The sequence below is a fragment of the Paenibacillus sp. SEL1 genome, assembly GCF_054602535.1.
Genome location: NZ_CM137723.1, coordinates 521,443 through 545,430, shown reverse-complemented (window position 1 = coordinate 545,430; position 23,988 = coordinate 521,443). Strand labels below are relative to the sequence as shown.

Here is a 23,988-nt window from a genome sequence, read left to right as displayed (position 1 = left end):
TTAAAAGTTGAGTGGGTTTTCTTTTTCAACTACAGGACATACTACTGGAAAAATGATGAAAGAAGGATGGGTGTGCCGAGGCGTGGTAGCAGTTTCATACGAAAACGTCGAATTGCATATATGGCCTTGGGGGTGATGGCGCTACTGCTGATTTTATTATTCCGACTGGCTTGGATTCAGGGGACAGCGGGCATTCATATGTCTGTTTATGGAGGGCATTCGCTTAAGGAAATGTCAGCACGTCAGCGACAGGAGGGCATTTCTATCGACTCTGGACGTGGACAGTTTACGGACCGGCATGGGCAAACCTTGACTGGCGGAGTCGTATGGGCGCCATTGCTTTTTCCCGATGTAGATGGCAAAGCGGCTATACATGGCGAAGAACTGGCTAAGCTACTGCGTACGGACAAGAATCAACTACTGACACGATGGAAAGGACTGCAATCCCCGCTCATATGGCGTGATGGGGGCGGAGAGCCCGTACAAATCAATCCGCATGAAGCAGGCAAGCTGCTGAAGCTAGCCCCTTCGCTTATCGAGCTTGTACCTTATGCGAAACGTTACAGGGATTTGCCCAATGGCAGGCAATGGCTTGGCTTTCTGTATAATCGTGCCGACCGAGCGAGTGAACTGCCAATGGGGGCAGCCGGGCTGGAAAGAACGTTGGAGCCGCTGCTGAGCGGCGTCGGTGAAACGTTCGTCTCCCGATTTGTAGATGCGCAGCGTCGTCCATTGACTCATGTACCGCTGCGTGTCAGTGCTCCATCCAATGGTCACTATCCATTACAGGTACAGACTACAATTGATCTACCTATACAGGAACAGATTGAAAAGCTGACGGAATCTAGTCATTTGGCAGAAGGAGCCGTGGTAGTGCTCGATGCAGGCAACGCGGATGTACTGGCGATGGTGTCTCGCCCTTTTTATAATCCCGGTCATGTTGATCCCCAGAAAAAAACAGACTGGTCTAATCGTGCACTTAAGGCGATAACGCCTGGTTCCATTTTTAAGTTGGTTACGGCTGCTGCTGCACTTGAATCAGGTGTTGTCCAACCGCAGGAACAATTCCATTGTCATGGAACTTATGGCAAGTACGGTTTGGCTTGCTGGAAAAAAGAAGGACACGGTACCCTGAACCTGGAGGAAGGGCTTGCCGTATCCTGTAATAGTGTGTTCGCTCATCTCGGTGAACGGCTTAATTCTGAGCAAATTCAGGCCACAGCCTCTGCACTGGGATTGGGCCGAACTGTGGGCTGGCAGGAGCGGAATCTTGCAGGGCTACCTCAATTCAGACCGCTGGATCACGAAGAAAAGGGAGCCGTATTCGGCTCCCATACAAACGCGTCTGATCCGGGCGTACGTGTACAGACAGCTATCGGTCAGCGCGATGTGCTGGTAACGCCTCTCCAAGCTGCTAATCTCATCGTCACCTTGCTGCACGATGGTCAAGTACATGCACCACGCATTGTCAAACGCATTAGCTACGCAGACGGAAACACCTTACTGGAACTACCTACTCATGCTGTACCTTCATCCGAGGGTAGTCGCTCGATTCACACATCGACGGCTCGCATGCTTCGTGAAGCAATGGAAAAGGTTGTGACACAGGGGACGGGTGCCTCCTTGCGTAGTAAATCATGGAATCTGGCCGGCAAATCAGGTACCGCCCAAGCTTTGAAGAACGGTCACCCTATCAATCACCAGTGGTTTATAGGGTATGGTCCGATAGAGCGGCCCCGTTATGCGGTCGCCGTCCTTGTGCAAAATGCTTCAACACATTCTACAAATCAAGCTACAGCACTGTTCGGTCAAGTAATGGATATACTAGCTCAATCTTCCTCAGTTCCACGAGTAGCTACACGATCTTCCTCCTGAATTTTGACGATAAATGGAGGCTCATCAAATTCCTCTGTCGGAAACCGAATCCATTGCTGCAGATAACCTTGCTGCCACAATTCCTTGAGCAAAATGATCAGAATTGGGGACAGGATTAATCCGGCCAATCCGAAGATGGATAACGATATAATGGCAAAGGAAAGCATCAGATAGGCAGATGAAACACCGATGGAGTTACCAGTAATTTTAGGCTCTGCCAGCTGGCGGACGATCACCGTGACAGCCATGACAATAAGCAACCCTACAGCCAGGCCAGTATTACCTGTGATGAACAAATACACTGCCCACGGAATAAAAATAACAGGCACACCCAACAAGGGCAGGATATCAAACAAAGCTGCCACGAGCGCCAATGAGAGGGCATTATCCACTTGCAAAATGAGTAAACCTATAAATACGAGAACAAAGGTAATCCCTACCAGTAGAGCTTGAGCCTTGAGAAAAGCGGAGATAGCTTTAAGTACGTGATTTTTCAGAAAAAGGTAAGCCGTTTTTAGTGTCTTGGGTGTTTTACTACGGGCAATTCGCTTCCAAAGATTAATTTCCATACTTAAAAAGAACGCTAAAATGATCGCAACCGCAAAGTTGCCCATAAAAACAGTGAAAGAGCTGAGGAATTGTATGAAAAAGGATAACCCTAGCTGTGCCCATTTCGTAGCAATGGTGGTGGCAGTCGCAAAATAATCATTTACACGTTCGGTAACACCCGGAGGTAAAGCAGCAATTTTATCTTGAGAAAGATGAAGATACCGCGTGAATTCCGTTTGGATAATCTGCGTATAATGTGGGAGGTTTTGCGCGACTTTCGTAAATTGCGTAACCAGAATCAGGCCCAATCCGAAAAAAATAGCAAGTAAAAGGATGATAAACAGCAATACGGAGAGCGCTGAGGCGAAGGGCTTCTTCATTCCCTTGCGATGAAAATAACGAGCGGCAGGTTCAATGCACCAGAACACGACGAACGAAAGGAACACAGGTGCCGCCAGCTGGTACAGTTTGCTGGATACGAACATAATTAAATACACGGTTAATACGATCAGTCCGATATCAAAAACGGTACGCCAATATTTTTTGTACAATGGAAGCATATGTATACAACGACTCCTTTAAGATTTTTACTTATTGTACACTAAATTGGACCTCAATGCTGACCATATACAATAGTGAAATCTCGGCATGCTTACGTCTTTATGCTAACATATAAGTAAGTGAGTTTTCCTCAGGAAGCCTGCTTGGGAGTTCAGAATAGAAAAGTGGGGATAAAACGTGCAGACTTTGCTGTTATGGATGTTTTACATTTCAACTTTTTATGCTTTTATTCCGGCGCTGGTTAGTCGTATATTTGGGTTCCGGGTGTTCCGGCGCGGCAAAAGTGAGCAAGAATATGCGCTCACCTTTGATGATGGTCCTGATCCAGTGTATACATCACAGTTGCTTGATTTACTAAAGCGTTTTGATGCCAAGGCTACTTTTTTTGTTGTAGGGATGAATGCGGAAAAACACCCTGAGCTTCTGAAACGCATGCATGATGAAGGTCATCTGATCGGTATTCATAATTATGTGCACAAATCGAATTGGCTGATGCGGCCTGTTACCGTCAGAAGACAAATTGCCCAGACAGAGTCAGTTATCCGTCGAGTAACTGGCGAAGGAACGACCTTTTATCGTCCGCCTTGGGGGATTGTGAATTTTTTTGATATTTCCAAAACCAATGGTCGTCGAATCGTATTATGGTCTTCCATGTTCGGGGACTGGAAGGCCAGCATCGGAGCGAAACAATTAGCGGAGAGAATGCTCAAAAAGCTGAGGGGTGGCGAGGTGATGCTGCTCCATGATTGTGGTACGACATTGGGGGCAGACGTAGAAGCGCCACAGAATATGCTAATCGCGCTGGAGAAGCTACTGATGGTCGCGCAAGAACGGCAATTACGTAGCGTACGGGTGGATACATTGTTTTGCCGTCAGTCTGTCAATAAACCCACTGCCTCCGAGATGTCCAGTACGGGCTGGTTTAAAAGAACGCTGGTATTCGGATGGCTACAGTACGAGCGGTTATTCCACGCTTTGTTCCGTCTTCGTCCCGTAAGCAAGGAGGATACGATCTTTTATTATCGTCGCCGTATCTATCATGGGCCAAATGTAAACTTGGAGAACGGCAGGTGGCTAGAAAAAGGGGACCCGGTAATCGAGCTTCATTTTGATAATAAAATGTTGTTTCAATTGGGTTCGACGGCAAAGTCGATGGTACATCTAGCTATTCAATTGATTCGGATTGTAAAAAAACAACTTCCTGATCTTGCCCAACGGATTGTACATGATTCTGGAATGAATGGTGTAAAGGCGGTCTATGCAGTAAGTATGATTCATCGGGGACCAGAGAAGTTGGGATTTCAAGTTCGAGAGCTTCCCCAAGGACTGTTCAAGCATGTGTCCACCGTATATTTAAAGCTGTTATTTAGTGTCATCCATCCTTTGGGTTCAGAACAGTTGAGTGAAAAAAAAGATGTAATGGTACCGAAACTGATTGTGATGCCAATGGATACCTTGTTTGACCGTTTCCATCAGGGAGGCTCACTCCGCTCAGACCAAGCTCTTGATCAAACTGATCAGAGGGATGTTGTCCATACACTCAACTGTGAAGTGACCGAAGAGTCTAATCCTGTTCAGACATCAGTCAGGGCTTCACAAGCAGCGGATACAGGATCAAGCAATTGACCTAATAAAAAAAGCCTCTCGATCCTTTGTTAGGGGTCGGGAGGCTTTTTAGCCGTTCATAAAGCATATCTTAGCAAAGCTTTAGATTTTCATAATTCCGCCGTTACTTGCGTTCGTCACCAGCTTGGAATAACGCGCCAGGTAACCCGTTTTCACCTTCGGCTCAAAGCCTTTCCAGTTGGCGCGACGACGTTCGAATTCTTCGTCCGTAATGTGGAGCTCAATCTTACGATTGTTCAAGTCCAGCTCAATGATATCGCCGTCCTCAACAAAAGCGATAGGTCCCCCTTCTGCGGCTTCGGGGGAAATATGACCGATGGAGATACCACGGGAAGCACCTGAGAAGCGTCCGTCTGTAATCAGACCCACCTTGGCACCAAGCCCCATGCCCACGATTTGTGAAGTTGGAGCGAGCATTTCAGGCATACCAGGTCCGCCCTTTGGACCTTCATAACGGATAACAACAACGTGTCCTTCATTAATTTTACCGTTGGCGATACCTGCCAGTGCATCTTCCTGTGAATCAAAGCAGATAGCAGGACCTTTGTGATAACCACCAACCGAAGGATCAACTGCACCGACTTTAATGATGGAGCCTTGCGGTGCCAGATTACCGAATAATACAGCCAGACCGCCACGTTCGGAATACGGGTTGTCCAGTTTATGGATAACGTTAGTGTCCAGAATTTCCTGACCCTCTACGTTTTCACGAATGGTTTTTCCGGTTACTGTAATACAGTCACCATGCAGTGCGCCCGGTTTCTTCAACAATTCATTCAGGACTGCGCTTACGCCGCCTGCATTATGAACATCCTCGATATGATAGTCGGAAGCAGGTGCCAATTTGGACAAATGAGGTACGCGGTTTGCGACTTCATTAATACGTTCGATAGGGTAGTCTACTTCTGCTTCATGGGCAAGTGCCAATGTATGCAATACGGTATTCGTGGAACCGCCCATTGCCATATCCAATGCAAATGCATTATCAATAGCTTCTTTAGTCACGATATCACGTGGTTTAAGATCCAGCTTAATCAATTCCATTAATTGGCGTGCAGATTGTTTAACGAATTCTTTACGTTCTTCTGCTACAGCAAGAATGGTGCCGTTACCCGGCATAGCCAGACCCATCGCTTCTGCGAGACAGTTCATGGAATTCGCTGTGAACATCCCTGAACAGGAGCCACATGTCGGACAGCCATATTGTTCTAATTCAAGCAAGCTTTGATCGTCGATTTTACCAGCCTGATATGCACCTACGCCTTCAAAGACGGAGGTCAGGGAAATAGAGCGTCCGTTCTTGTCTTTACCAGCTTTCATAGGACCGCCGCTGACGAAAATAGTTGGAATGTTAACGCGCAATGCGCCCATCATCATGCCAGGGGTAATTTTATCACAGTTAGGAATACAAACCATGCCGTCAAACCAGTGAGCGGAAACGACAGTTTCCAGAGAGTCAGCTATAATTTCACGGCTCGGCAGAGAATAACGCATACCGATGTGCCCCATGGCAATGCCGTCATCTACACCGATGGTGTTAAACTCGAAAGGTACACCGCCTGCCTCACGAATGGCTTGCTTGACAATTTTGCCAAATTCCTGCAAATGGACGTGGCCCGGTACGATATCAATATACGAGTTGCATACCGCAATAAACGGTTTGTCAAAATCTTCTTCCTTGACACCCGCTGCGCGCAGCAAGCTGCGGTGAGGAGCGCGGTCAAAGCCTTTTTTAATCATATCGGAACGCATTTTCGTCTTAGCTGTCATGATGCTGGTTTCCCCCCAAAGTATAAAAATAGTATGGCGTTCAATGGACGCCGTGATAGCGCAGATGTTTTCTAAAGAGTCTATCATAGATGTGAGCTTTTTTCTACATATATGAAGATTTTGAAAAAGTACAAGAAGTGTTCTGTAATCAACAATATATAGATATGACCAGTTTTATTTGTCTATATATTGCATTTAGAAGAGGTTAGAATGTGATTCTATTAGAAATATGTATACTGATAGGTTTGCGTATCAGGTAAAATATGAAAAGCCCATTTCGCAATAAAGCGGATGGGCTCAGGCTTGTTTTTATGTTAAAGGAGGGCGGAATATGACACTACAGCTTAATTTCTGCCGCCTTTACGACCGATGTCTCTGTAGAAATTTTTGTCATGCGACTCAGCTGTAGCATCGCCGCCCTTTTTGCCGATTTCCTGATAAAATTCTTTATCATGAGAGTTTGCGGTTGCTTCCCCGCCTTTTTTACCAATCTCCTGATAAAATTCCTTATTGTGCTTCTTGGAAGTAGCTTCTCCACCCATACGACCTGCTTCTTCGCGACTCATTTTCTCCTGATTTTGATTACGTGCCATTACAAATCACTCCTTAATAAAAAAGTTGTTTTTTGTTGCGCGCATCCTTTACTTACCACATCACGCCTGTATGAAACAGGCTCTAAGTGGAGTAAAGAGAGGGTAGACTCGCTTACATGTTCGTCTGTAAGTGGGTTGTCGCGTGTTCAATGTTAAATAAAAAAGGGATAAAAAGATTACGCGGACCGTCTAAAAGGATAAGGAGCTGGCTTTAGCATCCACTCTACCTGTGGCTCAATCAGAGGTCTTGTTGCAGTTCGAACCCAAGGCGTGGTCAACATACAGCACAGACCTGCAGCACACACTACAATCAACATGACTTCCACTGGAGTATCTATATATTCGTAGACTCCCTTTGCAACGACGGTACGGACGATCAAGCCATGGAGTAAAAAGACATATAGTGTCCGTCTTCCCATCTCGGTTATACGTCCTGTCACGGTCGGAACAAAGCTTAGAAACGCCATCGATGCTATCCATTGAACTCCATAAATGCCGATGCGGTAAATTCCTGCGTACCATTCGGTATGGCCCAATTCCCCGTAAGTCATATTGCCATACAGCCAGCCTGCCGGGATGCCGAAATACGACGTTCCCGCCAGTACCATAAGCAGAAGAGATACAATGCCAGCGATTATGCGGACTGGTGTTGTGAAGAACCGTCGAACGTCCGCATAATTCATATGATAACCTGCTACAAAGTAAGGCAAATAAACAAAGGTTCTGCATACGCTCAGCCATATACCATCCACAGGGAGATACCCGACAAGGATACCCAGCAGCACGGATATACCCAATTGGAGGACAGGTGGTATTTTCTGAAAAGTCAGCATCAGCAGTCTCCAACAGATATGGCTGGCAAGGAACCAGAGTAGCAGATAAGGAGCAAAGAACGAATGATGGATATGGGGAACGTGGAAGAGTGCAACATCCAAGATCGAATAGAGCGATTGAAAAATAAGATATTGCATACCGATCTGAAGCAGAACTTTTTGGCCTGCGGGTCCGGTCAAAGATGATTTGGCAAAGTAGCCTGTAACGAGTACAAACAACGGCATATGGAACATGAATATCCAGCTGAACCATTGTTGGGCAATATGAAGTGAACCGACTAGAGGCTCCAGAGCATTTCCTGCAAATACGCATATGATCAACAGAAATCGCAGATTGAGAAAGAAGCTTTCCCCTTGTACATCATGGCTTGTCGTCATGTGTTTCCCTCCGAACGGCTTCTGCCGACTAAACTATTTAAAAAATAATTCTTTACAAGGAACAAGGTACGATACTCTGGACCTTACCATTGTGATTTTTTTCACAACAGTAAGCGCTACCATGTCCTTATTATGTGGCGAAAGCTTGAACACGGGACAAAGATGGGCTAATACCTGGAAATGTATGCTGATTTGACCCTGTATGTACAACGATGTTACCCTAACAAGGCTATAGTTACGCTGATGAATACAGCGACACATTTTATATTCAAATTACGAATTTCGAGGTACAAAAGGCGAAAGGAACTTTTACAATGAGAAGAAGAACAAGAAGATCATACAATTCATATGGGACACGTGGTCCTCGGAAAATATGGAAAATTCTCTTAGGCATCCTGATTGTCATTGTACTGATCGCAGGGTGGGGGGCATGGAAGGTATTTACGCCTTATCAGCCTGATGAGACGGCTGCTGCTGCATTAGCCGAAGTAGCGGATGCTGTGAAAGTAAATGAACAAGAACATTGGGTTGGTTTTGAGCCTGTAAAAAGAAGCGGAGCCGGAGTCATTTTGTATCCAGGGGCGTTGGTGAAGCCCGAAAGTTATGCGCCCTTGGCACGCCGTCTGGCGGAAAAGGGTCATCATGTGGTCATTGCAAAAATGCCACTGAACCTTGCTTTGATCTCCCCGGATTTAGCGAATGAAGTGCTAAAGGCATATCCGAAAGAAGCGTTTGTTATTGGAGGCCATTCGTTAGGCGGTGTGATGGCGGCCCGATATGCAGCTGCACATCCTGATCAGGTCAAAGGTGTATTTTTCCTCGCCTCCTACCCGGATAACAAGGGTAATTTAAAGGATAAAAATCTGCCCGTTATTTCTCTACTGGGAAGTGATGATGGAGTCGTCCAGATGGAAAATGTTCAAAGTGGAAGAACTTATTTACCAGCCAACACGCTGTATTTTACAGTTGAAGGGGGGAATCATGCCCAATTCGGCAGTTATGGTGTCCAAAAAGGGGATAATCCTGCAAAAATTAGCGCTGCCGAGCAATGGAATCAGACGGTAACGGCTTTACAGGACTGGATGAAAGAGAGTGTGGATGTGGCTGCTAAGAATCAGTAAAGGAGGTGTGCTGCATGTCTGAGCTGATCGTGCAGGGGGAGCGGTACCCATGCCGTGGTATTTTATTAGATAAAGATGGAACGTTGCTGGATTTTATTCAGTTGTGGGGCCCCTGGGCTCGTTCTATACTGGATATGATGGAGCAGCATCTTACCGTGGCAGGTGCCGGTTTTACGGTGGAAAAAGGTACCGTTCTAGGTACTGTTCACGATCAGGAGGGACGTGTGATCGGTTACGACCCTTCTGGCCCGCTGGCCATGGGGACGGTGGACGAAAGTACGGGGGTACTGGCTTGGCAGCTTTATACTGCTGGTGTACCGTGGAATGAAGCTGTGCGGCTTGTCCGCGACTTTAATAAAACGGCGATGGCTGATATTCGGCGACATCGGGCAGCGAAGGTGTTTCCAGGGTTGCGGACATTGCTGGAGCAAAGCCGCCATGCCGGGCTGAAGCTAGCGGTTGTAACCTCTGACAGTACAGAGGCTGCACAGGAGCATTTGGAGTGGATGGGGCTGACATCCTATTTTGATGAGATTATCGGACATGATAGGGTTACATATGGTAAGCCTGACCCGGAAATGGCTGAAAAAGCCTGCGCATTACTAGGTTTGTCGCCGGCGGACGTGGTAGTCATCGGAGACAGCAATGGGGACATGCAGATGGGAAAACGTGCCGGAGTGCGGCTCGCTATTGGATTTGCGCCAGAAGCAGAACGTTCTGGTCATTTGCTGGATGCCGATAAGGTTGTTCGTGGATATGAAGAACTGGAGGTGCGTAGGGTATGAAAGTTAATACGTTGGCGGAATGGATACAGCAATCGCAGAATATTGTTTTTTTCGGCGGAGCAGGCACATCGACGGAAAGCGGTATTCCAGATTTTCGTTCGGCAGCAGGCCTGTATCAAAGTGAGGAGAAATTGCCTTATTCCCCTGAGGTTATGCTGAGCCGTTCATTTTTTGTGAAGCATCCTGAAGTGTTCTTTGACTTCTATCGCAGCAAAATGCTGCATCCCGATGCGGAGCCAAACGGTTGTCATCATTTCCTCGCGTCATTGGAAAAGCAAGGCCGTCTAAAAGCGGTTGTGACCCAAAATATTGACGGCTTACATCAGGCTGCCGGCAGTGTGAATGTATTGGAACTTCACGGCTCGGTGCATCGGAACCAATGTATGGAATGCGGACGCTTTTACAGCCTAGATGAAGTGATGAACAGCTCTGAGGTTGTACCTAAATGTCCAATAGATGGAGGAATTATCAAACCGGATGTCGTTTTATATGAGGAGGAGCTGAATCAGGATACCATTATTCAATCCGTTCAGGCTATTTCGCAGGCTGATCTGCTGTTAATTGGAGGAACGTCGCTGACAGTACATCCTGCTGCGGGCTTGATTACTTATTTTCGTGGTAAACATACGGTGCTGCTGAATACAGATCCCACCTCGTATGATCATAAGGCGGATCTTTTGATCACCGATCCAATCGGTAAAGTTATGGAAAAACTTGCTCATCAATTAGGTCTGTAATCGTTTTCTTGTCAACGCCTGGATAAAAGCGCTATGATGATGTTGTGATGGACATTACAATGTTTCGAGAGAGGCTGGGATAGCATGGTTTATTTAGCTGGCGAAGATCGTTATGAAACTATGAAATATAACCGTACAGGGAGATCAGGTCTAAAACTGCCCGCTATTTCGCTGGGCTTGTGGCACAATTTTGGCGGGATTAACAACGCGGAGAATGGCCGTAGCATGATTACTCGCTCCTTTGATCTGGGAATTACGCATTTTGATTTAGCTAATAACTATGGCCCTCCTGCGGGATCAGCTGAGGAATTTTTTGGACAAGTATTAGCCAGTGATATGAAACCGTACCGGGATGAGTTGGTCATCTCCACCAAAGCGGGCTACAATATGTGGGCAGGGCCTTATGGTGACTGGGGATCTCGCAAGTATATGATATCTAGTCTGGATCAGAGCCTGAAGCGGATGGGGCTGGACTATGTCGACATATTCTACTCTCACCGATTTGATCCTGATACGCCGCTGGAAGAAACGATGGGAGCACTGGATCATATCGTACGATCCGGCAAAGCGCTGTATGTGGGTGTGTCCAATTATAGTGCGGAGCAAACAGCAGAAGCAGCTCGCATTCTGAAGGAGCTGGGAACACCGCTTCTGATTCATCAGCCGAAATACTCCTTGCTCGACCGCTGGATTGAAAACGGATTACAAGATGTACTGGACGAAAACGGGGTAGGCAGCATTGCCTTTTGCCCGCTGGCGCAGGGATTGCTGACCAATAAATATTTGAACGGAATTCCCGAGGATTCACGTGCAGCGAGTACTTCGGTTTTCCTGAATGAGAACCATGTGACGCCAGAGACACTTCGCAAGGTACGCGCCCTGAATCAGATGGCTGCTGCACGCGGACAAAGTTTGGCTCAATTTTCGCTGGCCTGGGCTCTGCGCGGCGAACGTCTGACCTCTGTCTTGATTGGGGCAAGCCGTGTAAGCCAAATTGAAGAAAATGTTGCTACCTTATCCAATCTGGACTTTTCTCAGGAGGAATTGGATCGGATTGATTCGATTCTGAATGCCGGGAACTGAGAGGACGGCGGCACAGCCTAATGGCGAAAGTTAATTTGTAGTCATCGGCCTAATTTCGTGTTCTCTTATACAATATAAATTAACAGCCCGTATCCGTTTGAAGGATGCGGGCTGTTTAAGTCTGCTTTACGACTGTGGATACTGCTTAACCTTGCTTCGGTACTCGGTTGGAGACTGACCACAGAAGCGTTTGAATTGACGTGAGAAATATAAGGCATCGGTTAGTCCGACCGAAGCGGCCACTTGCTCTACCGATAGTTCCGGACGCTCACGCAGCAGTTGACGTGATTTGTCGATTCTTAGCTTAAGCAGATAGGTGACGGGGGAGATCCCCGTTTCCTTTTTGAATATCCGTGACAAATACGCACGATTATAACCAAGTCCTTCAGACATTTGCTCAATGGAAACGGGGTGTGCGTACTGAGTGGACATATATTGAACCATCTGCTTGACTGTACGTTGAATTTGCGAATCCGCCCCGGACGGATCAGTCCAGTCACTCAGGTAATTGCCTGCTTCCCCCATAATCAGATACAAATACCCCAAGGCTGATAGATGAGAACTAGATTTTCTGCTATAAAAGGCCAGTTGCATTTGCTCCAAATAACCGGGGATGGGACTTTGATCGGAAGCATGAAAGACAGGCTGGTGAACACGTAACCCGGCCTCTTGCACCACCTGCTCAGTATGGTGTCCGGTAAACGCAGACCAACGATAACGCCACGGTTCCTCATCATCAGAGGTATAGCTCACCAGCTGACCGGGATGAATAAGGAAAAAATCGTTTTCTTCAAGCTGATATGTGTGCTGTTCCGTTCGGAAGATACCTCTGCCCGATTCTACAAAGTGTAGCAGATAGTAATCATAGATTTTCGGCCCCACGGCATGACCGGATTTGGTCTGGCTCTCTCCTGCAAAAAGCACATGCAGCGGGCTATTTTCATAAAACACCGGATTAGAGGCGACGGCATAACTATATGAATACGCTTGCAAAATAGGGTCATCCTTCCTGCATTTGTGAATGGTTTAGCGGATGCGGTATACTTACATTGTACATATCCAAGTCACATTTATCCATAGCTTAAACACATGGATGCATTACATTGTGTGACGCTTTCATTTATACTGAAATCATAAGAGATGTCAACCTGATTAAGATGTTACAGGGAAATCAGGAGGGCCTTTACTAACGGTATATGAGGTGGATGCGGATATGAACTCTACTGAATTAAAGAAACATTTTATTGAAAAATATGGTGAAAGCAGCAATGAACTGCGGATATTTCATGCACCTGGACGTGTCAATCTGATTGGAGAGCATATCGACTATAACGGTGGTTATGTACTCCCGGCTGCGCTGGAATTCGGAACGACGCTAATCCTTCGTGCGCGCAATGATGATGAAATTCATTTTGCTTCGACAAACCTGTCGTATGAAGTGTCTATCCCCCGTGGAGAAATAGGTAAAAACAAAACGGATGAGTGGGTGGACTATCCGGTGGGTGTGCTGGTGGAGTTGGCTGAAAAGGGAGTTCATCCGTCTAACGGATATGACCTGCTCTATCATGGAGAAATACCGAATGGTGCTGGATTATCCTCCTCAGCCTCCATTGAGGTTGTTACAGGATACGCGTTCCTCACGATCGAAAAACAGGAAACAGATACGGTCGAAATCGCTTTGTTGTCCCAGCGGGCAGAAAACAATTACGTTGGTGTCAATTGCGGTATTATGGACCAGTTCGCTGTAGCGAACGGAGCAGCTGATCATGCAATTCTGCTGATGTGCGATACGTTAGAGTACCGTAAAGTGCCATTCCGCACGGGGGCTTATAAGCTCGTGATCGGCAATACAAACAAGCGTCGCGGTTTGGTGGACTCAGCCTATAACGAGCGTCGTAGCCAGTGTGCCGAAGCACTGTCCATTTTACAGCAGCAGGAGCCATCACTGGAATACCTCGCTCAGCTGGATGAGGCACGTTTCGGAGAGCTTCAGCATCACATCGCGGACCAAACAGTGCGTCGGCGGGCACAGCATGTGGTGGAGGAAAACGCTCGTGTGTTGGCCTCTGTCGATGCTCTCGCAGCGAATGAACTTGCAGCTTTTGGTCAGTTAATGAATGCTTCTCATGATTCATTGCGCGATTTGTATGAGGTCAGCTGCACGGAGCTGGACGTCATGGTTGAAGAAGCACGACGCATTCCTGGCACGCTGGGTGCTCGTATGACAGGAGCCGGATTTGGAGGTTGTACGGTTTCATTGGTTCATGAGGACGATGTGGAACGTTTTGTGAAGGAAGTCGGCGAAGCTTATCAGACCCGCACAGGGCTGGAAGCCAGCTTTTATGTATGCAAGGCAGGAGACGGAGTAAAAGAACTGAAGGAGGACGAATAACATGGCCATTTTAGTCACAGGTGGAGCTGGATATATCGGTTCACATACCGTAGCAGAACTGTTGGATCTGGGAGAAGAAGTTGTGGTGCTGGACAATTTGCAAACCGGGCACAAAGCAGCATTGCTTGGAGGCAAGTTGTATGAAGGGGATTTGAGGGATAAAGAACTACTGTCCAAACTGTTCTCTGAAAATAGTATCGATGCAGTTATCCATTTTGCAGCCAATTCGCTGGTTGGAGAAAGCATGCAAAATCCTGGTAAATATTACGACAACAATGTATTTGGCACGCTGAGCTTGCTGGAGGCGATGAAGGATGCTGGAGTGCGCCGAATCGTGTTTTCCTCTACTGCGGCTACCTACGGCGAACCGGAAAAGGTGCCGATTGAAGAGGGAGACCGTACAGAGCCAACCAACGTGTATGGTGAAACAAAGCTGATGATGGAGCGCATGATGTCGTGGTTTGATAAAGTTTTAGGCATCAAATATGTGTCTTTACGGTATTTTAATGCGGCTGGTGCACATGAGAGCGGCAAGATCGGTGAAGATCACCGACCAGAAAGCCATCTGATCCCATTAGTGCTCCAGACAGCCTTGAAGCAACGTCCACACATCGCTGTGTTTGGTGAGGATTATGCGACACCTGACGGCACGTGTGTTCGGGATTACATTCACGTGAGTGACCTGGCGGATGCTCATGTGCGTGCAGTAAATTACTTGCGCGAAGGCAATGACAGCAACGTATTCAACTTGGGCAATGGACAGGGCTTCTCTGTGAAAGAAGTTATTGAGACGGCACGCAAGGTCACTGGACTCGACATTCCAGTTGTTACAGAGCCACGCCGCGCAGGCGATCCAGCGATATTGGTTGCATCTTCTGACAAGGCTCGTTCGGTGTTGGGCTGGAGTCCAGCACGTACCCAATTGGAGGATATTATTAGCGGAGCATGGGGATGGCATCAGTCGCACCCTCACGGCTACGGCGACGAATAGACGGGAGACGATGACATATGAGCGAGCGCCAATCCGCAGATAAAGGCCAAGGCCGGGAACTTTCCCGGCATCTGGCCCATGACATCGACGAAACTGTGCAGCAATCGGCTCTATATGCGGTGGAGCAACTGGTTGCATTCGCACAAAACAAGGGCTTGATCGGTCCGCAAGATACAGATTACAGCCGTAATCTGCTGTTGGAGCAGTTTGGGTTTTCGGAGCCTTATTCAGGTGGGGAGGCAGGGGGCGTTATGGCCCCCGATGCTCTCCAGCCTGTGCTTAATGTATTGATAGATTATGGTTTTGCCATAGGACTTATCCCTGAAAACACAGATACGTATCGCGATTTGTTGGATTCCAAAATCATGGGACTGCTGATGGCGAGACCGTCTGAAGTCATCCGTGACTTTCATCAAACGGAGGATGAACGTGGTATAGAGGCGGCGACAGATGCTTTTTATCAATTATCCATCGATTCGAACTACATTCGAATGGATCGGGTTTCCAGCAATGTGTACTGGAATCAGTCGACATCTTACGGAGATATGGAAATCACGATTAATTTGTCCAAGCCAGAAAAAAGTCCTAAGGAAATTGCGATGGCGAAGCTTTTGCCGCCGCCAGTTTATCCCAAGTGTCAATTATGCCGTGAAAACGTCGGATATGCAGGAAGAGTAAATCATCCGTCCCGTCAAAATCTGCGTATCATTCCGGTGGAATTGAATGGGGAGCCGTGGTTTTTTCAATACTCACCCTATGTGTATTATAACGAGCATTGCATCGTGTTCCATCATGATCATGTACCGATGAAGCTTACGAAGGATACACTGCGGCGTTTGCTGGCCTTTACGAAAGCGTTTCCGCATTATTTTATTGGCTCCAATGCGGATCTGCCGATTGTCGGCGGATCGATCCTGACCCATGATCATTTTCAGGGTGGTCGTCATACATTCCCAATTGAAAAAGCGGGTGTGGACGGTGTATACCATAATGAAGCGTTCCCGCAGGTTACAGCAGGGATTGTAAAATGGCCGATGTCGGTCATCCGTTTTACGTCAACAGATGCCGAGGCGCTGTTGGAGGCGGGAAATGCTGCTTTTGAAGCCTGGAAAGTTTATAGTGATCCTGTAGCTGATGTCCTCTCTCATACAGAGCAGGAGGGGGAAACGATTCCACATAATACTGTGACGCCGATTGTGCGCCGAGATTCCGAAGGCAGGTATCAGATGGATCTCGTACTGCGTAACAATCGAACGAGTGAAGAGTATCCGGAAGGTATTTTCCATCCTCATCGCGAGATGCATCACATCAAGAAGGAAAATATCGGTCTGATCGAAGTTATGGGACTTGCCATATTACCGGGGCGGCTCAAGGATGAACTGGATGGGATTGCAGATATTTTGTGTGGGGATGACAAACTGGCTGTGGCTATGCAGCAGGAAGGACACCCACTGTTTAAGCATGCAGACTGGATTTATCAGTTAAACACTCGGTTCGGTCGTTTGCCTGACAAGGAAACGGCTGTTCGTACCGTACAAAATGAAGTTGGACTGAAATTCAGTGAAATTTTAGAGCATGCAGGAGTGTATAAACGGAATGAGACCGGGCAGCAGGCGTTTGGTCGTTTTATGAAACAATTGGGATATACTTTGGGAGAATAAAATCGCTGGTGCAGCACATAATACACTACGAGAACCCTCCCAAGATATGACATGGAACCATACTCCTCAAGGAGTGTGGTTTTTTTCTGAAAATAAAGCAATTTGTTTCCTGTAACCGAAAAGGTTATAATAGAGTAGTTTCTTAACATTAAACTTTAGAACTATTGGAGGCGAGCGTTTGCGATGAAAGCATTCGAATTTTATAATCCTACACAATTGATCTTCGGTAAAGGACAATTGGAGGCTCTCAAGCGTGAAGTTCCTAAATATGGTAAACGTGTACTGCTTGTATATGGCGGCGGCAGCATTAAGCGCAGCGGTTTGTACGATAATGTAATAAGTTTGCTTGGTGAAATTGGTGCAGAGGTAACGGAACTGGCTGGTGTAGAGCCGAATCCTCGCTTATCTACAGTACATAAAGGCGTGGAATTGTGTAAAACACATCAAATCGACCTCGTTCTGGCTGTAGGCGGTGGTAGTGTGCTGGATTGTTCCAAAGCCATTGCTGTTGGTGCAAAATATGATGGCGACATGTGGGATTTTGCAGAGCGTAAAGCGGCCCCACAGGCAGCATTGCCATTAGGTACAGTTTTGACCATGGCAGCTACCGGTTCTGAAATGAATGCGGGTTCTGTTATTACAAATGAAAAAACACAGGAAAAATTGGGATGGGGTAGCGTATTTGCGTTCCCTGCGTTTTCTATTCTTGACCCTGTAAACACATACTCACTGCCACAAAATCAAACCGTTTACGGAATCGTAGATATGATGTCACATACGCTGGAGCATTATTTCCATTTGGAATCCAATACTCCGGTTCAACTTGGCTGGTGCGAAACGATTTTACGTACGGTCATGGATGCGGCTCCAGGTCTGATCAACGATCTGGAAAACTACGAGCTGCGTGAAACGATTATGTATTGTGGTACGATGGCGCTGAACGGCTTCCTGAACATGGGGCTGACAGGTGACTGGGCTACTCACAATATCGAACATGCTGTGTCTGCTGTTTATGATATTCCACATGGTGGAGGACTGGCTATTCTGTTCCCGAACTGGATGAAACACAATCTGCATGTGAAGCCTGAACGCTTCAAACAACTGGCCGTCAATGTGTTCCATGTAAACCCAGAAGGCAAGAGTGATGAAGAAGTGGCGCTGGAAGGTATTCAGGCGTTGCGTGATTTCTGGAACTCGATTGGTGCACCAAGCCGTCTGGCTGATTACGATATTGATGCGTCCCAGATCGATGTTATGGCTGATAAAGCTGTGAAATTCGGATCTTTTGGTGGTTTTAATAAGCTCAATCGCGAAGATGTAGTCGAAATTTACAAAGCATCTCTGTAAACTGATACTTGTATCATTTTAAGCACGTTTGTGCGTCATTCGACGTACGAACGTGCTTTTTTGGGTTCAACGTGGGATTTTGGAGGAAAATTTTGAAACTTTTTAAGGTTGAATACGTAAACATAGTTATAGACTGGAAACCAGACTGAAAAGGTACATGGAAGGAGGAGTCGCATGGAAACCATATTTTGGTGGTTATTGGCAGGGGGCGCTATCTTTACTGTAGTCAGTGTGCTGATTGGAGATGTACTCGGTGGTTGGCTGGATGGTGCATTGGAGCTACCGAGCCTCGATTGGTTCAGACCTGTCGTTTTACTTGGAGCCATGACCGCTTTTGGCGGAGCTGGAGTACTGCTGACAAAGTATACTGGGCTGAGCATGGGGTGGGTCGTCGTGCTTGCTTTAGGGATTGCGTTTGTCATCGGAATACTCGTGTTCTTTGCGTTTATTAAACCCATGGCGAATTCGGAAGTATCCAGCGGCTTCTCCATGCGTGAGCTGACTGGCCGGATCGGTGAGGTCACCATTCCTGTACCTGAGGTTGGTTACGGGGAGGTTATGATCCGCTTGGGTGCAGGCAACACCATACATACAGCATCGAGCTTCGATCACAAACCGCTTGCTGCGGGAACCCGTATCGTCGTGGTTGAGGTCGCAGAGGGCGTCGTCCGCGTAGCGTACCTGGACACATAGACGGCGCATTCGCTTAACTTGAAGGGAGCGTGATCGGGAGTGTCAAATTTGCAAGATATTGTGTTGGTCCCTGGGATTGTTGTCATCGTTATCGTCATATTAGGGATCGCTTTTTGGGCCCGTTACAAAACGGTAGGACCGGATGAAGGGATGATCGTGACGGGCTCTTTTCTGGGAAATAAAAATATTTCCGAGGATGACTCTGGACGCAAAATTAAAATTGTACGCGGCGGGGGTGCCTTCATTTGGCCTATTTTCCAGCAGTCCGAATTCATCTCTCTGTTGTCCCATAAACTGGACGTAACCACACCGGAAGTGTATACGGAGCAAGGAGTTCCCGTGATTGCGGATGGTGTGGCGATTATCAAGGTCGGCAGTTCCATTGAGGATGTGGCTACAGCAGCCGAGCAGTTCATCGGGAAGCCATTGGAGGCTCTTAGAGGAGAGGCTCAGGAAGTGCTGGAGGGACATTTGCGCGCAATCCTCGGTTCGATGACAGTGGAAGAAGTTTATCGTAATCGGGATCGGTTTGCGCAGGAAGTACAGGGCGTGGCTGCTCGTGATCTGAAAAAGATGGGCTTGCAAATCGTTTCATTCACCATCAAAGACGTGCGTGATAAGCACGGATATCTGGATGCGCTTGGTAAGCCGAGAATTGCCGCTGTGAAACGGGATGCTGAGATTGCAGAAGCCGAGGCTGTGCGGGATGCCCGGATTCAGAAGGCGCGTGCAGAACAGGAAGGCCAGAAGGCCGAACTGCTGCGAGACACCAACATTGCCGAGGCCGCCAAGGAGAAGGAACTGAAAGTGGCATCGTTTAAGAAAGAACAGGATACAGCGAAGGCAGAAGCCGATCAGGCTTATCACATTCAGGAGGCCCGTGCCAAGCAGACTGCTGTCGAAGAGCAGATGAAGGTCGAGCTGGTGCGCAAAGAACGGGAAATTGATCTTCAATCCAAGGAAATACAGGTACGTGAAAAGCAATATGATGCGGAAGTGAAAAAGAAGGCAGAAGCCGATCGGTATGCGGTCGAGCAAGCGGCGGAAGCAGATAAATCGCGTAAAATGCGTGAGGCTGAATCGCTGCAATACTCGATTGAGACACAGGCTAAAGCGTCAGCTGAACAAAAACGTCTCAACGGGCAAGCAGAAGCAGATGCAGAACGCGCCAAAGGTACGGCAGACGCAGATGTCATCCGTTTGCGTGGACTTGCAGAAGCGGAGGCCAAGGAAAAGCTGGCGGAGGCGTTCCAAAAGTTTGGAGAGGCTGCCGTGCTCGATATTATCGTAAAAATGTTGCCTGATCTGGCTGGACGTATTGCCGAACCGATTGCGTCCATTGATAAACTCACCGTAGTTGATACGGGAAAGGGAGAAGGAGCAGCGCGTGTCAGCAATTATGTCACCGAACTGATGGCTACGGCACCTGAGATGCTGAAGAGTGTATCCGGTATTGATGTGGAGCAGTTAATCAAGGGGTTGACCACGGGGAAAAAAGGCATTCATTCCGTGCCGCCTTCCGGTGAAGCGAATAAGCAGCCTCTTCCAGCCTCGGTGGAGGTAGCGCTAACAGATAAAGAATAACGATAAGTCTTTGGGGAGCATCTTTCCCTAACCAAAAGACCGCTTTTCATCACAGCATTTCCCGGCAATGTGATGAAAAGCGTTTTCTTTTTATTGACCTTTAGCCGAATATTTGGTACTTTAACGTGGATTCCTCTGAGCTTCATGCTATAATTCTTAGGATCAAGGTTCTGATAAAAGAGGTGCGGATGTGAGCAGCCTAAAAGTGGCCAAAGCGCTGAATAACAATGTGATTATAGGGATGCATCCCGAGCATGATGAGGTTGTCGTGATTGGAAAAGGAATCGGTTTCAATCGCAGACCCGGCGATCTTATGCCGTTGGATTCAGTTGAGAAATTATTTATATTAAAAAGCCATGAAGAACAGGAGCAATACAAACGGTTGCTTCCTGAGCTGGATGAGAAGCTCATTGAGGTCATCGGTGAGGTGCTTCATCTTGTTCAGCTTCAAGCAAAGAAGCCTCTAAATGAGCACATACTGATTGCTTTAACTGACCATATCGCTTTTTCCATCAACCGTCATAAACAGGGAATTACGATTCATAATCCGTTTTTGTATGAGACTAGGGAAATATATCCTCAGGAATACAAGATGGCTGAGCAGGCTGTTGCTTTAATCAGGGATAAGATGGATGTAGATCTGGGAGAAGATGAAATCGGATTCGTGGCCCTGCATATTTATAGCGCCATGACAAACCAGCATATCTCCGAGGTTAGGAAGGATTCTCGTCTGATTGCTGATATGGTTCAGGTTGTCGAGACGACACTGGATTATCGTATTCCTCTTCAATCCCTTGATTATTCTCGACTGCTGACTCATCTGAGGTTTGCGATTGAACGTGTGCGCCGGGGGGAAATTGTGCAGGAGATTTATCGATTGGACAAGCTTTTGAATGAGGAGTATCCGGAAATGTATATGCTGGCCTGGAAGCTCACGAAAATTATGGAGAAAAGACTCCGTAAATCTGTGTACCCGGCTGAGGTTAGTTATTTGACAATGCATCTGCAACGGTTGTCCCAACGCAAAGAGCAGGGGGAGCAACAAAAGTGATAAAACCGGAATAAAAAAGTATTGCCTCGCATTTAGCGGGGTGCTATAATCAATTCTGCAATGAGGAAGACAACAACTGAACATTTAACGTGTTACTGATTCGATCAGGCATGAGTTGTTTTAAGTTATGATTGTTTACAGCCTACTGGGGCAAGCTATACCCCAAGGTTGTTTTCAAACATACTTAAATCGGCTCATGCCTTTTTTGTTGTTTTGCCTCTGTTCTAAATTTCAGAGAAGGATGTGGAAGGTATGTTTAAAAAGCTTTTCGGCGTTTTACAGCGTGTCGGTAAAGCATTAATGCTTCCTGTAGCGATTTTGCCAGCTGCGGGGCTTTTATTGGGTATCGGTAACATGCTGGTCAATCCTGATTTTCTCCAGTACATTCCGGCATTAAATGCGGGCTGGGTTCAATCGGTAGCGACGATCATGATGAATGCCGGACAAATCGTTTTTGATAATCTGGCCCTGTTGTTCGCAGTCGGCGTAGCCGTCGGTCTGGCGGGCGGTGAAGGTGTAGCAGGTTTGGCTGCCATCATCGGTTACCTCGTTATGAACATTACTTTGGGTACAGCCGTGGGTGTCACACCTGGTCTGATTGCTCAAAAAATACCGGGTTATGCGAACGTGTTGGGTATTCCAACGCTTCAAACCGGGGTGTTCGGTGGGATAATCATCGGTATACTGGCCGCGGCCATGTACAACCGCTTTTTCAAAATTGAGCTTCCTTCGTATCTGGGCTTTTTCGCGGGTAAGCGTTTCGTTCCAATTGCAACGGCGGTGTCCTCACTGATTGTCGGACTTGCGCTGGTTCTGATCTGGCCTCCAGTTCAACAAGGACTTAACGCAGTATCTCACTTTATGGTGTATTCCAACCCGACTTTGTCGGCGTTCCTGTTTGGGGTTATCGAACGCGCGCTTATTCCATTTGGTTTGCATCACATCTGGTATTCACCGTTCTGGTTTGAATTTGGTGAATATGTTAACAAAGCAGGTCAAACCGTTCACGGTGACCAGCAGATCTTCTTCAGCCAGCTTCGTGATGGAGTGGCGTTGACAGCAAGTACGTTCCAAGTGGGTAAATTCCCATTCATGATGTTCGGTTTGCCAGCAGCAGCGCTTGCAATGTACCATGAAGCAAGACCAGAACACAAAAAATATGTAGCAGGTATCATGGGTTCAGCAGCATTGACTTCGTTCTTGACAGGTATTACGGAGCCACTGGAATTTTCCTTCCTGTTCGTAGCTCCACTGCTGTTTGCAGTACACTGTATATTCGCAGGTCTGTCATTTATGACCATGCAAATTTTACATGTCAAAATCGGTATGACCTTCTCAGGCGGATTCATTGACTTCCTGATTTTCGGGATTATTCCAACCCGTACGCCTTGGTGGTATGTAATCATCGTCGGTCTGATTTTGGCAGTGATTTACTACTTCGGATTCCGGTTCATCATACGGAAGTTCAACTTGAAAACACCAGGACGTGAAGAAGCTACAGAAAATGTGGATGGTGCAGCAGCCGGTAGTAGTGATGAGCTCCCGCACAACATTTTGGCAGCTTTCGGTGGTTCATCAAATATCAAGCACCTGGATGCTTGTATCACACGTCTTCGGATCGAGGTTAATGAGAAATCGAACGTTGACAAAGCTCGTCTGAAACAACTTGGCGCATCGGGTGTCCTTGAAGTCGGCAACAACGTACAGGCAATTTTCGGTACACGTTCCGACACCATTAAAACTCAAATGGCTGATATCATGGCTGGACGTACACCTGCACCAGCTCCGGCGCAACCTGCTCCACAAGAGGAGAAGGAAGCTGGGGAAGAACAACAAACCATTATTGTAGAAGATATTGTAATGCCTGTTAACGGCGAATTGGTTGATATCTCGACGGTTCCCGATCCGGTATTTGCAGAACGTATGACAGGTGACGGCTTTGCGGTCGTGCCAAATGATGGAACGATTGTGTCCCCTGTTTATGGTAAAGTATTCAATGTATTCCCGAGCAAGCATGCGATTGGTATTCAATCCGATGGCGGTAAAGAAGTGCTTGTTCATATCGGGGTGAATACAGTGAAGCTTAAAGGCCAAGGATTTGACGTTTTGGTGAACGAAGGCGATCTTGTGTCAGCCGGCCAGCCTATTATGAAAGTAGACCTGGAATACGTGAAGGCAAACGCTAAATCCATCATTTCCCCTGTCATTTTTACCAACCTTCCAGAAGGTTCTTCGGTAACTTTAAACAAAACTGGAGTACTGAAGGCTGGCGAAGATGGTATAATTACGATAAAATAAACTCTATGTGTTTCGGATTAGTTGATTAGGCGGCTTAGGCCGTCTGATCAATGATCTGGT

The 23,988-nt window shown here is 47.1% G+C and carries 19 protein-coding genes; 14 read left to right on the top strand and 5 right to left on the bottom strand.

Going from position 1 to position 23,988, the window contains the following annotated elements:
* Positions 1 to 66: 66 nt before the first annotated feature.
* Positions 67 to 1,875, top strand: a complete 1,809-nt coding sequence (locus ACYCSE_RS02435) for a peptidoglycan D,D-transpeptidase FtsI family protein (RefSeq protein WP_459701210.1) — start codon at positions 67 to 69, stop codon at positions 1,873 to 1,875.
* Here ACYCSE_RS02435 and ACYCSE_RS02430 read toward each other — a convergent pair.
* Positions 1,830 to 2,984, bottom strand: coding sequence for an AI-2E family transporter (locus ACYCSE_RS02430; protein WP_459701208.1), 1,155 nt, complete (start codon positions 2,982 to 2,984; stop codon positions 1,830 to 1,832). The two genes, ACYCSE_RS02435 and ACYCSE_RS02430, sit on opposite strands and share 46 nt — an antisense overlap.
* A gap of 178 nt (positions 2,985 to 3,162) precedes the next feature.
* On the opposite strand from ACYCSE_RS02430, the gene ACYCSE_RS02425 reads away from it, so the two are divergent.
* Positions 3,163 to 4,611, top strand: coding sequence for a polysaccharide deacetylase family protein (locus ACYCSE_RS02425; protein WP_459701205.1), 1,449 nt, complete (start codon positions 3,163 to 3,165; stop codon positions 4,609 to 4,611).
* 81 nt (positions 4,612 to 4,692) lie between these two features.
* Here the strand turns inward: ACYCSE_RS02425 and ilvD are convergent, their stop codons facing one another.
* The 3 genes from ilvD to ACYCSE_RS02410 all read right to left on the bottom strand — a co-directional run bounded on the left by ilvD (position 4,693) and on the right by ACYCSE_RS02410 (position 8,185).
* On the bottom strand, positions 4,693 to 6,381 hold the full coding sequence (gene ilvD, locus ACYCSE_RS02420) for a dihydroxy-acid dehydratase (RefSeq protein ID WP_023989895.1): 1,689 nt from the start codon (positions 6,379 to 6,381) through the stop codon (positions 4,693 to 4,695).
* A gap of 344 nt (positions 6,382 to 6,725) precedes the next feature.
* A complete protein-coding gene (locus ACYCSE_RS02415; protein ID WP_029515716.1) occupies positions 6,726 to 6,974 on the bottom strand; it encodes a KGG domain-containing protein in 249 nt (82 codons plus the stop codon).
* A 176-nt stretch (positions 6,975 to 7,150) separates the two neighbouring features.
* Entirely contained in the window at positions 7,151 to 8,185 is a 1,035-nt protein-coding gene (locus ACYCSE_RS02410) for an acyltransferase family protein (protein WP_459701201.1), read from the bottom strand.
* Between the two features lie 314 nt (positions 8,186 to 8,499).
* On the opposite strand from ACYCSE_RS02410, the gene ACYCSE_RS02405 reads away from it, so the two are divergent.
* The 4 genes from ACYCSE_RS02405 to mgrA all read left to right on the top strand — a co-directional run bounded on the left by ACYCSE_RS02405 (position 8,500) and on the right by mgrA (position 11,911).
* Positions 8,500 to 9,306: an alpha/beta fold hydrolase gene (locus ACYCSE_RS02405; protein WP_459701199.1), complete on the top strand. Its 807-nt coding sequence runs from the start codon at positions 8,500 to 8,502 to the stop codon at positions 9,304 to 9,306.
* A 14-nt stretch (positions 9,307 to 9,320) separates the two neighbouring features.
* Positions 9,321 to 10,091, top strand: a complete 771-nt coding sequence (locus tag ACYCSE_RS02400; RefSeq protein ID WP_254325049.1) for an HAD family hydrolase — start codon at positions 9,321 to 9,323, stop codon at positions 10,089 to 10,091.
* Positions 10,088 to 10,828, top strand: a complete 741-nt coding sequence (locus tag ACYCSE_RS02395) for an NAD-dependent protein deacylase (RefSeq protein WP_061829269.1) — start codon at positions 10,088 to 10,090, stop codon at positions 10,826 to 10,828. Before ACYCSE_RS02400 ends, ACYCSE_RS02395 begins: the two co-directional genes overlap by 4 nt.
* Before the next feature lie 84 nt (positions 10,829 to 10,912).
* Complete coding sequence (gene mgrA, locus ACYCSE_RS02390; RefSeq protein ID WP_061829268.1) at positions 10,913 to 11,911, top strand: L-glyceraldehyde 3-phosphate reductase; 999 nt, start codon at positions 10,913 to 10,915, stop codon at positions 11,909 to 11,911.
* Between the two features lie 126 nt (positions 11,912 to 12,037).
* On the opposite strand, the gene ACYCSE_RS02385 is transcribed toward mgrA, so the two are convergent.
* A complete protein-coding gene (locus ACYCSE_RS02385; protein ID WP_061829267.1) occupies positions 12,038 to 12,904 on the bottom strand; it encodes an AraC family transcriptional regulator in 867 nt (288 codons plus the stop codon).
* Positions 12,905 to 13,124: 220 nt separating this feature from the next.
* Here ACYCSE_RS02385 and ACYCSE_RS02380 point away from each other — a divergent pair, with 220 nt between their 5' ends.
* The 8 genes from ACYCSE_RS02380 to ptsG all read left to right on the top strand — a co-directional run bounded on the left by ACYCSE_RS02380 (position 13,125) and on the right by ptsG (position 23,928).
* A complete protein-coding gene (locus ACYCSE_RS02380; protein WP_069290182.1) occupies positions 13,125 to 14,303 on the top strand; it encodes a galactokinase in 1,179 nt (392 codons plus the stop codon).
* A gap of 1 nt (position 14,304) precedes the next feature.
* On the top strand, positions 14,305 to 15,294 hold the full coding sequence (galE, locus tag ACYCSE_RS02375) for a UDP-glucose 4-epimerase GalE (protein WP_023989887.1): 990 nt from the start codon (positions 14,305 to 14,307) through the stop codon (positions 15,292 to 15,294).
* A 17-nt stretch (positions 15,295 to 15,311) separates the two neighbouring features.
* Entirely contained in the window at positions 15,312 to 16,955 is a 1,644-nt protein-coding gene (locus ACYCSE_RS02370) for a UDP-glucose--hexose-1-phosphate uridylyltransferase (protein ID WP_250266482.1), read from the top strand.
* 183 nt (positions 16,956 to 17,138) lie between these two features.
* Positions 17,139 to 18,302, top strand: a complete 1,164-nt coding sequence (locus tag ACYCSE_RS02365; protein ID WP_452567365.1) for an iron-containing alcohol dehydrogenase — start codon at positions 17,139 to 17,141, stop codon at positions 18,300 to 18,302.
* A gap of 174 nt (positions 18,303 to 18,476) precedes the next feature.
* On the top strand, positions 18,477 to 18,995 hold the full coding sequence (locus ACYCSE_RS02360; RefSeq protein ID WP_061829262.1) for a protease: 519 nt from the start codon (positions 18,477 to 18,479) through the stop codon (positions 18,993 to 18,995).
* Between the two features lie 48 nt (positions 18,996 to 19,043).
* Positions 19,044 to 20,579, top strand: coding sequence for a flotillin family protein (locus ACYCSE_RS02355; RefSeq protein ID WP_254351109.1), 1,536 nt, complete (start codon positions 19,044 to 19,046; stop codon positions 20,577 to 20,579).
* A 190-nt stretch (positions 20,580 to 20,769) separates the two neighbouring features.
* Positions 20,770 to 21,630 carry a glucose PTS transporter transcription antiterminator GlcT gene (glcT, locus tag ACYCSE_RS02350; protein WP_023989882.1) on the top strand — a complete coding sequence of 287 codons (861 nt, stop codon included), beginning with the start codon at positions 20,770 to 20,772 and terminating at the stop codon, positions 21,628 to 21,630.
* 252 nt (positions 21,631 to 21,882) lie between these two features.
* Entirely contained in the window at positions 21,883 to 23,928 is a 2,046-nt protein-coding gene (gene ptsG / locus ACYCSE_RS02345) for a glucose-specific PTS transporter subunit IIBC (RefSeq protein ID WP_061829260.1), read from the top strand.
* Positions 23,929 to 23,988 lie beyond the last annotated feature (60 nt).